This window comes from Cupriavidus sp. 8B (genome assembly GCF_054589115.1).
In genome coordinates this window covers 63,548-77,510 of the sequence record NZ_BAAILO010000404.1, presented here as the reverse complement: position 1 = coordinate 77,510, position 13,963 = coordinate 63,548, and the positions used below count along the sequence as shown (strand labels likewise).

General features: G+C 62.1%; 12 protein-coding genes and 2 pseudogenes. 8 read left to right on the top strand and 6 right to left on the bottom strand.

Translation table 11 applies throughout. The features are described 5' to 3' along the window. Window positions 1-47 precede the first annotated feature (47 nt). From ACYP5B_RS38065 to ACYP5B_RS38055, 3 genes are all read right to left on the bottom strand, one after another. Window positions 48-1,418 carry a sigma 54-interacting transcriptional regulator gene (locus ACYP5B_RS38065; RefSeq protein ID WP_400095850.1) on the bottom strand — a complete coding sequence of 457 codons (1,371 nt, stop codon included), beginning with the start codon at window positions 1,416-1,418 and terminating at the stop codon, window positions 48-50. A gap of 125 nt (window positions 1,419-1,543) precedes the next feature. Continuing rightward, entirely contained in the window at window positions 1,544-2,014 is a 471-nt protein-coding gene (locus ACYP5B_RS38060) for a hypothetical protein (RefSeq protein ID WP_400095851.1), read from the bottom strand. A gap of 593 nt (window positions 2,015-2,607) precedes the next feature. After that, window positions 2,608-3,960 (bottom strand): NCS2 family permease, encoded by a 1,353-nt coding sequence (locus tag ACYP5B_RS38055; protein WP_400095852.1) that lies wholly within the window; start codon window positions 3,958-3,960, stop codon window positions 2,608-2,610. Between the two features lie 391 nt (window positions 3,961-4,351). On the opposite strand from ACYP5B_RS38055, the gene ACYP5B_RS38050 reads away from it, so the two are divergent. Together ACYP5B_RS38050 and ACYP5B_RS38045 are read left to right on the top strand one after the other, a co-directional pair. Next, a complete protein-coding gene (locus ACYP5B_RS38050) occupies window positions 4,352-4,555 on the top strand; it encodes a cold-shock protein (protein ID WP_006159057.1) in 204 nt (67 codons plus the stop codon). A gap of 1,767 nt (window positions 4,556-6,322) precedes the next feature. Continuing rightward, a complete protein-coding gene (locus ACYP5B_RS38045) occupies window positions 6,323-7,417 on the top strand; it encodes a replication protein RepA (RefSeq protein ID WP_400095873.1) in 1,095 nt (364 codons plus the stop codon). A gap of 223 nt (window positions 7,418-7,640) precedes the next feature. Here ACYP5B_RS38045 and ACYP5B_RS38040 read toward each other — a convergent pair whose 3' ends face one another. Beyond that, on the bottom strand, window positions 7,641-7,844 hold the full coding sequence (locus ACYP5B_RS38040) for a cold-shock protein (protein ID WP_006159056.1): 204 nt from the start codon (window positions 7,842-7,844) through the stop codon (window positions 7,641-7,643). A gap of 365 nt (window positions 7,845-8,209) precedes the next feature. Here ACYP5B_RS38040 and ACYP5B_RS38035 point away from each other — a divergent pair, with 365 nt between their 5' ends. Beyond that, the gene (locus ACYP5B_RS38035; protein WP_318231519.1) at window positions 8,210-8,869 is read left to right on the top strand and encodes an AAA family ATPase; all 660 of its coding nucleotides are present in this window, start codon (window positions 8,210-8,212) and stop codon (window positions 8,867-8,869) included. A 2-nt stretch (window positions 8,870-8,871) separates the two neighbouring features. Further along, complete coding sequence (locus ACYP5B_RS38030; protein ID WP_459573010.1) at window positions 8,872-9,888, top strand: ParB/RepB/Spo0J family partition protein; 1,017 nt, start codon at window positions 8,872-8,874, stop codon at window positions 9,886-9,888. 56 nt (window positions 9,889-9,944) lie between these two features. On the opposite strand, the gene ACYP5B_RS38025 is transcribed toward ACYP5B_RS38030, so the two are convergent. Continuing rightward, complete coding sequence (locus ACYP5B_RS38025; RefSeq protein WP_459573058.1) at window positions 9,945-11,117, bottom strand: hypothetical protein; 1,173 nt, start codon at window positions 11,115-11,117, stop codon at window positions 9,945-9,947. A 66-nt stretch (window positions 11,118-11,183) separates the two neighbouring features. Further along, window positions 11,184-11,393, bottom strand: a pseudogene (locus ACYP5B_RS38020) (phage integrase family protein); the annotation flags it as partial. Between ACYP5B_RS38020 and ACYP5B_RS38015 the strand changes: the two are divergent. From ACYP5B_RS38015 to ACYP5B_RS38000, 4 genes and pseudogenes are all read left to right on the top strand, one after another. Next, the gene (locus tag ACYP5B_RS38015; protein WP_459573057.1) at window positions 11,325-11,678 is read left to right on the top strand and encodes a hypothetical protein; all 354 of its coding nucleotides are present in this window, start codon (window positions 11,325-11,327) and stop codon (window positions 11,676-11,678) included. The pseudogene ACYP5B_RS38020 and the gene ACYP5B_RS38015 overlap by 69 nt on opposite strands. A 474-nt stretch (window positions 11,679-12,152) precedes the next feature. Next, window positions 12,153-13,013, top strand: coding sequence for a helix-turn-helix transcriptional regulator (locus ACYP5B_RS38010; RefSeq protein WP_400095855.1), 861 nt, complete (start codon window positions 12,153-12,155; stop codon window positions 13,011-13,013). Window positions 13,014-13,221: 208 nt separating this feature from the next. Beyond that, window positions 13,222-13,671 carry a DNA-binding response regulator gene (locus ACYP5B_RS38005; RefSeq protein WP_400095856.1) on the top strand — a complete coding sequence of 150 codons (450 nt, stop codon included), beginning with the start codon at window positions 13,222-13,224 and terminating at the stop codon, window positions 13,669-13,671. Between the two features lie 99 nt (window positions 13,672-13,770). Then, window positions 13,771-13,963, top strand: a pseudogene (locus tag ACYP5B_RS38000) (hypothetical protein); the annotation flags it as partial.

The following is a 13,963-nucleotide window of genomic DNA, read 5'->3' as shown; positions in this document are numbered from 1 at the left end:
GCAACGCGGGCCGCGGCCCGCTTCTGCCTTGTGCGTCGCCTCGCCGGCTATTCGCCGGCGCCGGGGTGTGCTTCGATGCGGATATTGTGCTTGTGCATCAGCCGGTACAGCGTAACGCGCGAGACGTTGAGCTCGCGCGCGGCCGGCACCACGTGGAAACCGTGGCTCGCCATCACGGTACGGATCGCCTCGCGTTCCGCCTCTTCGCGGATCGCGTCCAGGGTCTTGCGTGGCGAGTCGCTGCCGCCGTGCAGTTGCAGGTCCTCCGCCGTGATCTTGCGGTTATCGGTCATCACGATGGCGCGCCGTACCCGGTTGATCAGTTCGCGCACATTGCCCGGCCACTCGTATTGCATCATGGCCTGGGTGGAACATGGCGAGAATCCGCGAATGCGCCGATGGGCCTCGTGGCCATGCTCGGCAAGCACCGAGTTGGCCAGCAGCAGGATGTCCTCTCCGCGCTCGCGCAACGGCGGGATCGACAAGGTCAGCACGCATAGCCGGTGGAACAGGTCGGCACGAAAGCGCCCGTCCGACTGCGCCGCCACCAGGTCCACGTGCGTCGCCGAGATAATGCGCAAATCCAGCGGGATCGACTGGTGGCCGCCAAGCCGGGTGATGGTGCCTTGCTGCAAGAAGCGCAACAGGGCAACCTGGCTTTCCAGTGGCAGGTCGCCGATTTCATCGAGAAACAAGGTACCGCCCTGCGCCTGCTCGATCCAGCCGATCTTGCGCTGGTTGGCGCCGGTGAACGCGCCCTTCTCATAGCCGAACAGTTCGGACTGCACCAGGTGCGGGGGAATGGCGCCGCAGTTGATCGCCACGAAAGGGCCTTTGCGCCGGCTCGAGGCTTCATGGATGGCTTGCGCCGCCAACTCCTTGCCCGTGCCGGACTCGCCGGAGATAAAGACGGGCGCCTCGTTGTGCGCGACCTTGGCGAGCGAGCGGAACATGCTGCGCATCACCGCGCACTCGCCGATCATGGGACCGTGGCCGATCAGTTCGTGGCTACGCGCGCCATGCAGGCACGCCATGCCATGGGCATGCTTGAGCGTGTAGAGCAGTTCGCTGAACGAAAACGGCGTGCGCACGTAGTCCACGCAGTAGTCGCGTATCAGCCGGCGCACGCGTTCGTCTTCCAGCATGCGCGACGACGTGATCGCCACCCACATCACGTGCAGGTATTGCAGGCTCTGCTCGAGCTGCGTCAGCTCGGCATCGCTGTATTCCGTCTCGAGATCGAGCACGCCGGCCATCGGCGCGCTGCCCCGCACTACCCGGCTAAGATCCCGGATCTGCTGGATGTGGCGAATCTCCCAGCCAGAGCCGAACTGGGCCGGATCAAATCCATAGGCTTCGTGGCGCGATACGACCAACACCTGTGCGGTGCGTGTCGCCGCCTTGCACAGTCGGTCCATAACGTTCTCCCTGACATTGAGCATCTTGACTATTCCGGCTTGCTCCGCGGTCCCGCTCTCATGCGGGCCCTGTATGCGGTCAAGCCGAGTCGGTTGAGGGGCATCCCCCACGCGCAACGTCGGCATCACGGCTTGGACTGACTACGGGACTGCTCGCCAAGAATGGCGGTGTGGTCGCCACCGGCATGGAGCTGGTCGCGAATATGTCGGCGCACCTGGTCTTTCTCGCGCATCAGCTCGGTACGCGGCGCTTCCGGCGATTGGCCGGAGTAACGGTAATAGAGCGCCTTGTAGGTCAACTGGCTGAGTATCCATTCCTGCAGCAGCGCGCGCTGGCGGGACAACTCACCATCCATCGTTCGTTGTCGCTGCAGCAATTGCTCGATCGCGGTGCGGGCGTAAGCCGGCAGCGTCTGGTCCTGGCTCAGGAACGCTTCGACGGTACTGGCGGCGGGGTCGCCGCGCTCGCTGGCGCGGCTTCGGCGTGGTGCCTCGGCTGCGGCTTCTCCCAAAGCCGCCCAGGCACGGTGAATGGAAAGACTGGCGGACTCGCTGATGGGCCCTATGGCGGGTCGCCGGATTTCTCCTGCAGTCATGATTGATCCCCGTTGAACAACACCCCCGGCACTACACGTTCGCGATTACCACTTTTGTTTAGTCTTATTGTTTGCTCTAATCGGGCGGGCGTGTATCCGCGCGCTCCTTTTCGTGGTGGCGAAGCCATCTTGGCGATGGTTTGCTCATTCAGTCCTTGCCCTCTGTCTTGAGGTGGACTTGTTGTTGTCGCGATAGCAAGCCTGACGACGCTGAGCCAGCCGGCGCGACCCCGGAGTGCCGGAGTCAAGAAGGGGCGCCCTGAAGCGCCCCGCAATCTGCCACGCCTCTAGTTCAGTGCATTTGGGCCAGTTTGTCCAGTCCTCAGTATGGGTACTCAGCCGAATATCATCCTTTAGTATGAGCGCCTTGGCACACATAATCTGCCACGCGAGGTAATTGGTCACTTACATTCCGCGCAGAAATGGGTACGCAATCTTATTCGGAGGTAGGCTCCGGGTACGCAGAAACAGGTACGCCCCCGCGTGGCGGGGAAACGCGGGAGGGTCGCGGCGAGCCACGCAGAAACGGGTACGCTCTTCTCGTCACCCGGCAAACGCGCTCGCCTATGCGGCGCTTCAAGCGGGCGCCTGGCTCAATGCCCCGGCAAGTAATAAAACTTGAAGATGAAGACCGCCGCGATGATCCACACCATGAGCGGGACGCTCCTGGCGTGTCCGGTCAGCAGCTTGAGCCCGGCATAGGTGATGAAGCCGAAGGCCACGCCGTTGGCCACCGAATAGGTGAAGGGCATGCCGAGCGCCGTCAGGACGGCTGGGACTACCTCGGTCGCGTCGCTCCAGTCCAGGTCCACCAGCTCGCGCAGCATCAGGCAGGACACGTAAAGCAGCGCCGGCGCAGTCGCATAACCCGGCACGGTGCCCGCGAGCGGCGAAATGAACAGACAAGCGAGGAAAAGCACCGCTACGGTGACCGCGGTCAGCCCGGTGCGGCCGCCCGCCTGCACGCCGGAGGCACTTTCGATATAGGCGGTGGTGGACGACGTGCCCAGGAACGAGCCCGCCATGATCGCCGTGCTGTCGGCCATCAGCGCCTTGTTCAGCCGGTCCATCTTGCCCGCCTTGAGCAGCCCGGCGCGATTGGCCACGCCCATCAGGGTGCCGGTGGCATCGAACAGCTCGACCAGGAAAAACACCAGCACCACGTTGATGATGCCGATCGACAGCGCGGCGGAAATGTCCAGCTTGAACAGGGTCGGCGCAATCGAGGGCGGGGCGGAAAACACGCCGTGGAAGGTGTTGTCGCCCACCACGAAGCTGAGCAGGGTGGTCAGCAGGATGCCGATCAGGATGGCGCCTTTGACCTTGAGGTGGTCGAGCGCGACGATCGCAAAAAAGCCGACGATCGCAAGGATGGCAGGGGTCTGGTGCAGGTCGCCGATGGTGACGAGGGTGGCGGGGCTCGCGGTGACGATGCCAGCGTTCTTGAGCGCGACGATGGCAAGGAAGAGCCCGATGCCCGCGGTAATCGCCACCCGGATCGAGTGCGGGATGCCGTTGACGATCATCTCACGCACCCGGAACAGGGTCACGAGCAGGAACAGGCAGCCGGAGATGAAGACGGCGCCCAGCGCGGCCTCCCAGGGAAAGCCCATGCCCTTGACAACCGTGTAGGCAAAGTAGGCGTTCAGTCCCATGCCCGGCGCCATCGCGATCGGGTAGTTGGCGTACAGCCCCATGATCAGCGTGCCAATCGCGGCCGCCACGCAGGTTGCCACGAATACGGCGTCCTTCGGCATGCCGGCATCGCCCAGGATGCTCGGGTTGACGAAGATGATGTAGGCCATGGTCAGGAACGTGGTCAGCCCCGCCAGCAGCTCGGTGCGCACGTCCGTCCGGTGCTCGCTAAGCTTGAACCAGCGTTCCACCAGCGAAGCGCCGGCGGCGGCGGGTGGCGTGGGTTGGCTGATGGGTTCCTGTACCGGCATGGGGTCTCCTGTTATCGTGGTTGCGGCCTGTGTTTCCGGCTTGCGCCTGCGGCTCAGGTTGCGTGCCGTGCACGCCGGCCCTGCCGAGCGTACTGTCGGGCAATTTCCGCCTCGGCGCAGCGCTAGCGGCGAATAGGCTTCATCTGAAGAACGTGATGTTCCAACGATGGCTGGCAGTGGATCCAGGCAGACATCCAGAATGACCCTACCTTGACGCTGGCGCTAATCCGCCGTATAAACCCCGCTAGATTCAAGCGACGAGGCAACAGCACATTCGTTAGCCACCGTCATGGTACTTCCGTTGTCCATGGTGTCCTTTCCTTGAGTTGCTTTGCACGGATATGCGTGAGCTATCCGTTTCTTTTAAATTTTTCCCAGGAAAAGCAATACCATGCAAACCGGTATCGTTAAATGGTTCAACGACGCCAAGGGCTTCGGTTTCATCAAGCCGGACGCTGGCGGTGACGATCTCTTCGCGCACTTCTCTGAAATCCGCTCCGACGGTTTCAAGTCGCTGCAGGAAAACCAACGCGTGTCGTTCGAAGTCAAGAACGGCCCGAAGGGCCTGCAAGCTGCGAACATCACGCCGCTGTAAGCAGTAGACTGGCACCCCGCTAGGGGTGCGCCCAGTCAGGAAGACCCCGCCTCTCGAGGCGGGGTTTTTTTTCGTCCCGCAATCCGCCTTGGCCTTGCCCAAGTCCCGCACCGCAGTGGGATCGCCGCAGAGACGGCGCCACTGCTCTCGCCTGGCACGCCATCAGCCAATCCCCCTCGCAAGGCACGCAGAAACGGGTACGCCCCGCTCTCTGCGGCCAGATCGATCCCGGCATGCCTGCGAATCCCCACGCAGAAATGGGTACGCACGGTGCTGTTGGACCGGCCCATCGCTCTCAGGCTGGCTTCCGTGCTGGCCAGCGCGCCGCAGAAACGGGTACGCCCCCTCCCGGGGACCGAGATTTCACCGCCTGTAGTCGCCTCTCCTGAAGCCGGGCAGCGACCAGCCACGCAGAAACGGGTACGCAAGGTGTGAAATTCAGCTGCGCATCGGCATCTGAGCGCAGCGAGCATCTCCGAGGGCATCTCGCAAGGGGTCGACTGACGCAATATCACAACGCAGAAACGAGTACGCCGCCGTTTTTTTTCTTCTCGCCGCCCCGGCAACTCGAACACCTGAAATTTCGCAGAAACGGGTACGCCCAGGCGCTCAGATCGCGTTTTCGCGCACCTGCTTGCCCCCTCCAGGCGGTCCCTCGGCCGCATTCCACGTCGCTTACCGCCCCAATTTCCTTGCCCAGGCAAGGAAATTGTCATTTTCGCGCAGAAATGGGTACGCGCTGGACCCTTCCCGGCCTGGTTGCCGCCGCAGAAACGGGTACGCATGTCTGACAGACGCTCGCAGCAGAAACCCGCATCGGCACGGGCCCCTTCGGCAGCAAGCGCAGAAACGGGTACGCCTGGCAAAACCCTTTTACCTATTTGCTCTTTTTGAGTGCAAGCACTCGCTTTCGGTACGAAGCTTGTGTATAATGAGAAGAGAAATATTTTTCCCGCAAGAGGACCCGCCAGGTGGACGCAGAAACGGGTACGGAATGCGGAAAACGTGGTCGCGGCAGGCACGCAGAAACGGGTACGCTTTCGGCGAAACGCGATCTCCAACAGGGGTTCGCAGAATTGGGTACGCCGCAGAAACGGGTACGCTTCGGGCAGGCGAACCCTGAAAAGTCGGTTTTCAAATGCCCCAGCGCAGAATTGGGTACGCAAATGGAACGGCGAGGGCCTTCGCTACGCAGAATTGGGTACGCAAGGCGGCTAAAAGGGCTTTGGTAAACCTGGGGGCGTACCAAAATCTGCGGGGATAACTTCTCCGAAACGCCGGTTTACGCGGTATACGTGACGAAAAGCGCTCAGCGCACGCAGAAACGGGTACGCTTTTGATGCTCCCAACTGTGGAAAAGCCTGTGGGAACAGGGAGTTATCCACGCAGAAACCGGTTCGGGCTTTGCGCTGAAACGGGTTCGGTATACCGCAGAATCGGGTACAGCACTTCGCAGAATCGAGTACGGTTTCACGCAGAATCGGGTTCGCGGAGGGTGTTTTTCCCCATACGAATCAAGGCCCTGGGTCTCCCGTATACGGTTTACAAGTAGTTAACCCATACTCTTAACGTTTACCGGTAGCTGATGGCTGGCCTTCCGTGGACAACCCTTCGGGATTGCCCACCGCAGTCCACCATGCAATCAGCCATGAGACCCAGCACGCCCAAAACACGCGGCATTGCAGGAAATTCGTCTACCGAACCCGTTTCTGCGTGACAAGGCGGATTGCTTCGCGTAAAAAGTCGTGTATTCCGAAGCACGCCAATATGCCCATCAAACGCAGCCAGACCATCCTTGGGTCTCGCGGTCCAGCCGATATGGACAGTGAGCCCCCCCGCATCATCGTTCCCGGCGACGAGAACAGTCTGGTTCCGTCCGAGAAGTTCCAGCGCCTGTTCGACGAAGCCCAGGCCATGGAACGCGAAGATGCCTGGCAAAGTGGCGAGGTTGGCTTTCTGAGCCGGGCCAGCGTGCAGGTCACCTTGCCTTACCGGGCGCCAAAGGGCGCCCCGCCAGTGTGGACGCGGACCAGCGGAAATATTTCGCTGATGATCCAGCCTGGATACTTCACCCAGCAGCGTTCAGAGAAGGCCAGCAACGGTCGCCAGAAACTGGTGTCCGAGACGGTCTCGCTGGGCTATCCCTATGGCTCCTATCCGCGCTTGATGCTTGCCTGGATCGGTAAGGAGATCATGGCCAAGAAGAAACGCGGCGAGTTTACCGGGACGGTCGAGGACCGCCGCATTTCGCTGGGCAATTCGTTGTCCGAGTTCATGTACAACCTGGGCATTCCGATGGCCACAGGTGGCAAGCGCGGCACCATGACCTTGGTGCGCCAGCAGATGATCCGCCTGTTCTCGGCCACCATTGCGATCGTCCAGAACAAATCCACGCCGAGCCAGAATCAAAACCAGAGCCACGAGCCGCTTTCGATCGATCGCGTCGGTTATCTGCTGGCAGACCAGCTGTCGACCTGGTGGGATCCCATGCAGCCGGGGCAAGGTTCGATGTTCGAGAGCTTTGTGGTGCTGTCCGAGCCGTTTTTCAATGAACTGGTTAACCGGCCCGTTCCAGTCGATATGCGTGCGCTGAAGGCGCTCAAGCAGTCGCCGTTCGCGCTGGACGTATACTCCTGGCTGACTTACCGCTTCTTCACGATCCAGCGTCGTACCGAGATTCCGTGGGAAGCCCTGCAGATGCAGTTCGGCACTGAAACCGAGAGTGAGCGAAAATTCCGCGCACTGTTCCGCAAGGCGCTCAAGGACGTGCTGGTTGTCTATCCGGGCGCCAAGGTGGACGCGGATTCGTCCAAGGCCCTGATCCTGCAGCCTTCCCGGACGAGCGTTCGCAAGCTCGCCTGAGCCTGGCCGGATGCATTGCCGAACCCGCCCGCTGAACCACCGGGCGGGTTTTTCATTAGGTACGCCGGAAATGGAGCGGAACCGCCTCGGCGTTGAGCAGGGGAGAGGTTTTCGCGCTGCAAGAAGCACAAAAGGCAAGCGTGGAACGCTTGCCTTTTGCTTTGCCTACCGCGTCAAGCCCGAGAGCCCGGCGCAGTCTGCGATTTCGGCGTGATTCGTGAGATCAGGCCGGCTTGATGGCGGATGCCTGCAAGCCCTTCGGGCCCTGCTTTACTTCAAACGTGACGCGCTGACCATCCTTGAGCGTCTTGAAGCCCGAACCCTGGATTTCGGAGAAGTGCGCGAACAGATCCGCACCGCCGTCGTCCGGGGTAATGAAGCCAAAGCCCTTGGTCTCATTGAACCATTTGACCGTACCGGTTGCCATGTGAATTTCCTTTCGAAGCAAGTTCTTGTACACAACGCAAACAACGCTAACAACCGTTCAAGCACGCTAAGTTCTCGTAGTTACCGAACGGACGCCGACGAGGTGACACGACTTGACTCGACTGTTGCGGGCATCATAACCAGTTTGTCTAGTTGTGTCATGTGCGTCGAAAGACGCACTATCGCTACTTTAGGCGTATTCCATGCCGCATTTCAAGTGGAAATCTTTCATTTCCATAACGCGAAATATTCCCGCCAATATTACATTTAAAATATAAATTCAAAAAACAGTTGAGCCAGCACGTCACTTTGACTAAAGTTGCGGCTAGAGATAATCGCGCTTTCAGCGCTGAAAGAGAGGTCGTAGTGCCAGCTAAAATCATCACGGTCTTTAACCAGAAAGGCGGGTGCGGAAAGACTACGGTCAGCATGCATCTCGCAGGTACGCTCGGATTGCGCGGCGCGCGATCGATGCTTGTGGATATGGATGAGCAGGGCACGGCAACGCGCTGGGCTGCCCAGGCAAGCGACGAGCGGCCTTTTCCTGCTTCCGTGATCGGCCTGGCTCCGTCCGGCGGCGCGATGCACCGCGAAGTCAGGAAATTCATCCAGGACTACGATTACATCGTGGTCGATTGCCCTCCGGCGGTACATTCGGCAGCGCCTTCGAGCGCCCTGTTGATTTCCGATCTGGCAATCATCCCGGTTGTCCCATCGCCTCCCGACCTTTGGGCCGCGGTGGCCGCCAAGACCCTGGCCCAACACGCTCAGGTCCAGAATGAGACGTTGCGTATTCGCGTCATGGCAAACATGGTGCAGCGACGCGTTTCCATTGCGCGACAGGCGATTGAAATCCTCGGGGACGACCTGGAGATACCGCTGATGCAATCGATGATCGGCTCGCGCTCACCGTTCCGCGAATGCCAGGCGATCGGATGCACTGTGCACGGTGTGGCAGGCGCGCGCGAGTCCGTGCAGGAAGTCGACATGATGGTCGACGAAGTATTGTCTTTGATTGAGTACTAGGTATGGCGACAAAATTGAATAGCCTGAAGGCAGGCATGTTGGCGGGAATGGCGGCTGAAAAAACGCGAGGAGACGCGATCGATCGCTTTGCCCGTGCCGAAGCGGCAATTTCGCAACATCCGAACGGCTTGCTCCAGGCGCGCGGCCGAGAGCCGAGCCCCATTTTCAGCGCTGAAAGTGAGTTCGAGGAGGAGGAGGGCGGCCGGATCCTGATGAACGTGCCGCTGGCGCAGCTCCACGACAATCCGTTCAATGCCCGCCGCATCTACGATCCGGTGGTGGTGCAAGAACGCGCGGCTTCGATCGCCACTCACGGCCAGAAGACACCGGGCCTGGCTACACCGGATCCGGCCCGGCCGGGGCACTACATCCTGATCGATGGCCACTACCGCAAGCGTGCGCTGGCCTCCGCGGGCAAGCTCGAGATGGAATGCTTCATCGAGAGCAACCTGAGTGACCTCGATTTCTACCGGCTGTCCTTCTTGCTCAATGAGCAGCGTTCCGATCAGTCGGCGCTGGACAATGCGATTGCCTGGCGACAACTGCTGGACGAAGGCAAGGTCCAGAAAGAGGAAGATATCTGCGAACTGACGGGCATGTCAGCCGGCACGGTTAACAAGACGCTGGCGCTGCTGAGACTGCCCGAGTCGGTCCTGGGCGTCATGCGCGAGCGTCCCAGCGCGATCGGGATTGCCACCGGCTATGAGCTGACGCTCTACTGCAAGATCGTTGGCGAGGACCGCACGCGGGACCTGGCCACACGCATCATGGCAGAGGGCTTGTCCAGCCGTGAGGTCGAGGCGATTCGCAAGCATGCGCAGGAAGGCAAGGCGCGCAAGATCAAGGAGATCAGCCGCCAATACAAGATCCGCAGCGACGCCGGGCAGTTGCTGGGCACGATCAAGGAGTGGGATTCCGGTCGCGTGGTGCTGGACGTCCAGGTGGGCGACCGAGGCGCGCGCGAAGCCTTGGTCGAGACCCTCAAGGCGCGTTTCGGCCTGGAGAAGACCGCTAGCTGACAGCTTGCGTAGAAGAGAAGAGGAGAGGGGGAGGGCAGCGCTCACCACCCCACCGGTCACCCCAGGGCCGCAGCGACATGGTCCTCCATGCCTGCCCCAGAATCCTCAGGGACCATGCTTCCCGCCCCGCCCGCCGCAACGCGCTTCATCCGGGTTCTTCGCCCCGCCAGGTCGCGCGGCGAGCGGGCCGCAAACTCGGCATCTTCGGCCTCCCGATACCGCTCGATCGCCTGGCTCAACAAGGCGTGCAACCCCCTTACCGAATAACCTGAGCCAGGCGACCTGTCTGCCTTGCGCCTGGCACGGCCGGTCGGTGGAAGCCGGGGAGGGCCGACGAGCACGATCGGCTGGCCAGCCAGGCTGGCCCAATCCAGCCCGCGGTCCTGCCAGTGACGCTCCAGTGCGCTGCGAGCGGCTTCGCTAAGACCCTCGTTCCCGCGGCGCTCTTCCATGGCGCCGGGCGTACCAACTTCTTCATGCGTACCAACTTCTTCGTGCATTCCAAGCATGTCGCGCGTGAATGTCGCCAGGCTCGCAAATCCGATCGGCTGCTCTTGCAACAAGCGCACTGCGGCTTCGGCGGCGCGATAGCGAAGGCCTTCGGGATCCCGGCCCTGGGCAACTAGCCAGGCCAGGAATCTAGCCAGCGCTTCGGGCTCGAGGGTGGTACCGGCGGCAACCGGCACCGCCATGCGCAACGCCATCCTCTTCGCCTGGCTCTCGGGCTGCCAGATGTGCTCCGCAACATGCCCCTGGCTTTGCAGCCATTCAAACAGCGCTCCCAGGATGCGCGAAGCATGGAGCACGCTGCTCTCCGATAGCGGACCGGTGAACGGCCGCCATGCCGCGGACTCCCTTGGCGCACGCGGGCCGACCCACAACCGCGCGGGAGCAGGATGACGAAGGAAAGCAAAATAGTCCTGTCGATCCTGCCGATCCAGCTTGGCCAGCGGCTTGCCTCGCTCCATCGCCGCCCAGAGCAAGAGCCGCTCGGCCTCCTTGCGGTAGGCCAGCCAGGTACTTTGCTGCGCCTGATTCGCTGCGAGCCAAGCCCGAACGGCAGCAAGGTCACTTCTAAAAGTGATTATAGCATCACTCTCAGGATCGATGGTCGCCACCGTACCCGATTCTTCCTCGCGCATCAGTTCAAACGGCACCAGCTGGCGCAACCGCGGCCCAAGCGTGGCTTCGGCCAGGGCGCCCCGGGCGAAAACGTGCTCGCGCAGCAACGGCTCTCCGCGCTCATCCCGGACGACATCCCGATGATCGGCGAGCCACCGGTTGATCGCTGCCCCGGCAAGGGCGCCGATGCGCGGCACCGAGCGCCACCATGCATTGCCATGGCGATTGGCAAGATCCACCAGGACGTGCAGATTTGATATCTTTTGCGCTCGCAAGCGCCTCGCCAGGGCCGGGGAAAACCAGAGTTCGATGCCATGATCGGCACGAGGCTGGGCGGTACCAAGCCGCTCCAGTTCGGCCAGGGCTTCGACCCGTCGATCCATCCCCCGGTTAGAGCGGCCAGGGCCGCCTTCCAGCAGTTCGGCCAGATCCTGCCGGCTATGCAGGTGCGCCAGCTGCACCATGCGGTCGCGCAGCCCGAGCAGCAGCCGCAAGGCGGATTCGCCACCGGTGTCGTCATCGTCGCTGTCGTCGCAGAGGTAGCGCCCGGCTACCATGGCGGCCGGCATGCCCTGTACGTAGGCCCGAACAGCGGCAAATTCGCTGCGAGTGAGACTCAGGTTAGGGGCCTTACCGGGCTGCATGACAACGCTCGATTTGGTCGCTAAGATCTTGATTCATAAGGCACTTAATCAATCGCTAAATGCATCCGGGTATAAATGCATAGTGAAATTCAATGCCGATAATTATAGCGGCAAAACACCCCACTTTCCCCGGTTAACCCCCCTGGGGCAGCCCAATCCGGCCACGCCGCCCAACGCCGTTGGTATCGCACGACACGCTTCGCCGTGTGTAACCCTGACTTGCATTCACCCCCGCCAGTGCATATCCTGAGACCCAGAGTTAGATTTCTTTAACTCTGACTTAAGAAACATCTACAGCGTAAAAAACGCAAACGGGGCGATTCGAAAGCGACTCCACGGGATGGTCAGTCCGGCAGCGGGACCTGGACGGGTACGCAGCCACGGCCTGGAGACGAAACGGATCGTATGGAAATGCAACCGCAGCATAGTGGGCATTTCCGTTAGCATGTGCGGGTTGTCGCGGGGCTCGCCATGCCGTAACAAAAAAAGAGAGCGGCCATGGCCACAATCCTCTTGATCGAGCCTCATCCCCTCCTGCGCCTGGGTCTGCGCCATTTGTTGACCCAGGCCGGCCTCCACGGCGACCTCGTCGATATCGATCCAGGCGCCCTGCCTTATCCAGCCGAGTGGCTCTGCCATGCCGACCTGATGATCTACGGATTGTCGGCGGATCCGGCATTGAGCTGGCAGGAACTGGAGCAGGTCTGCCAGACCCTGATGCCGAAGCGGGTGCTTGTGCTATCCGAACAGATTCTGTCGCCGCAAAACGGAGCCGCCATGCCCGACAGCGTGCGCGGCCTGTTGTCCAAGGCCTGCAGCGCCGACATGCTGGACGCGGCGATTCGCCTTGTTCTTGCCGATGGCGAGTGTTTTCCGGCCCGGGCCCAGGCGGGGCGCGTCAACGCGAATCCGGTCCCATGGCCTTCGGTCCCGGCCAGGCCGTCGCCGGCCACGCTATATATGCATGCCGGTCCGATCCAGGTGGACGGCGAACTCGCCGCTGCGGCCCATCCGGCGCAGCACCTCCCCACTGCCGCCACGCCCGAGCCGGAAACGCCCTCGGCCGGCTCGCACCTGCTCAATATTACCGAGCGCCAGTACGAGGTGCTGGCGCTGCTGGCGCGTGGCTATCCGATCAAGACCGTCAGCCGCCTGCTGAATATCTCGGTGGCCACCGCCAAGACGCATGCGTGCACCCTTTACCAGCGGCTGCACGTGCGCAACAAGGGCGAGGCCGTGTACGTAGCGCTGCAGCGTGGCGCGAAGCTGAGCTGGCCGGGCCCGGCAACGGCTGCCGTGCCCGTTCGCGGCGCCGGGCTGTCGCCGGTCGAGTTGGCCAGTGTCTGCCAGGCGGCCTGATTGTTAGTCCCGCCGGGCGCGCGCAGTGGCGCCCGGCGGTCCAGAGCACCAGCGACTCCATCCTCTGCAACACGCCGCCTCATCCGAATGCACGAGGCGGCGTAGTGCTGTACTTGCTACCCTGATCAACAAGTGCCTCTCGCGGGAAGCCGATCCTGGCGCTCGCTGGCTTCGCGCAACCAACGCAACCCGCTGTCACCCACAGCCGATGACAACGCTCCTGCTTGCCCACAATATGATGCTGCGACGGGGTGTGCTGCGGCACCTCCGCGAGCTCTCCGCGCTCGCCCCCGTGCTATCGCAGACCCCCGAATGGCTGCTGGAAGCGACCCCGGCCGAATTACCGCCAGGTCCCATCGATTTCGCGCTGCTCGATTGCAGCGGCACCGATACCGATTCGTTCCGTCTGCTCGATGCACTCCACTCCCGCCTGGCGCCGCGGCGCTGGCTGGTCATGTGCGAGGCCCCCGACCCCGAGTTCGCGCGCTACGCCGCCAGCCTTGGCGCCAGCGGCTGCCTGCCGGTGCCCGCCACGCCCGAGCAAACGCGGGCCGCCGTGGCGCTGGTGCGCGCCGGCGGCCAGTGTTTTCCGCGCCGGGCTTTTGCCGTGCCACCGCCTTCCCCCATCAGTTCAGGTGGGTCTACGGCAAGGGGATGATGCGCGCGCCGATGCGGCCACCTATGCTGAAAGCGCGCGGATAACGAAGCCGGGACGCTCAGTGTCAAACCGGCCGCCGCGCGTTGCACAGGGGGTCGTATGGAAAACGGGCTGGATATCCTGGTCGTGCGCGGCTTTGCCGTGCCGGAGGGCCGGGGCAAGTGGGCGTGCTGCTACGAAATCAGGTTGACTACCGGGCGCGACGAACCGCTGCTGTATCGCGGAGAGTTGCATGGCAGGCGTTACGCATGCGAGGCTGCTGCGATCGCGGCAGCGACTTTTGCCGGTGAGC

Excerpts from the sequence above, each read along its gene's own strand:
- ACYP5B_RS38065 (WP_400095850.1), bottom strand. The coding sequence starts at position 1,418 with ATGGACCGACTGTGCAAGGCGGCGACACGCACCGCACAGGTGTTGGTC.
- ACYP5B_RS38060 (WP_400095851.1), bottom strand. The coding sequence starts at position 2,014 with ATGACTGCAGGAGAAATCCGGCGACCCGCCATAGGGCCCATCAGCGAG.
- ACYP5B_RS38055 (WP_400095852.1), bottom strand. The coding sequence starts at position 3,960 with ATGCCGGTACAGGAACCCATCAGCCAACCCACGCCACCCGCCGCCGCC.
- ACYP5B_RS38050 (WP_006159057.1), top strand. The coding sequence starts at position 4,352 with ATGCAAACCGGTATCGTTAAATGGTTCAACGACGCCAAGGGCTTCGGT.
- ACYP5B_RS38045 (WP_400095873.1), top strand. The coding sequence starts at position 6,323 with ATGCCCATCAAACGCAGCCAGACCATCCTTGGGTCTCGCGGTCCAGCC.
- ACYP5B_RS38040 (WP_006159056.1), bottom strand. The coding sequence starts at position 7,844 with ATGGCAACCGGTACGGTCAAATGGTTCAATGAGACCAAGGGCTTTGGC.
- ACYP5B_RS38030 (WP_459573010.1), top strand. The coding sequence starts at position 8,872 with ATGGCGACAAAATTGAATAGCCTGAAGGCAGGCATGTTGGCGGGAATG.
- ACYP5B_RS38015 (WP_459573057.1), top strand. The coding sequence starts at position 11,325 with ATGATCGGCACGAGGCTGGGCGGTACCAAGCCGCTCCAGTTCGGCCAG.
- ACYP5B_RS38010 (WP_400095855.1), top strand. The coding sequence starts at position 12,153 with ATGGCCACAATCCTCTTGATCGAGCCTCATCCCCTCCTGCGCCTGGGT.
- ACYP5B_RS38005 (WP_400095856.1), top strand. The coding sequence starts at position 13,222 with ATGACAACGCTCCTGCTTGCCCACAATATGATGCTGCGACGGGGTGTG.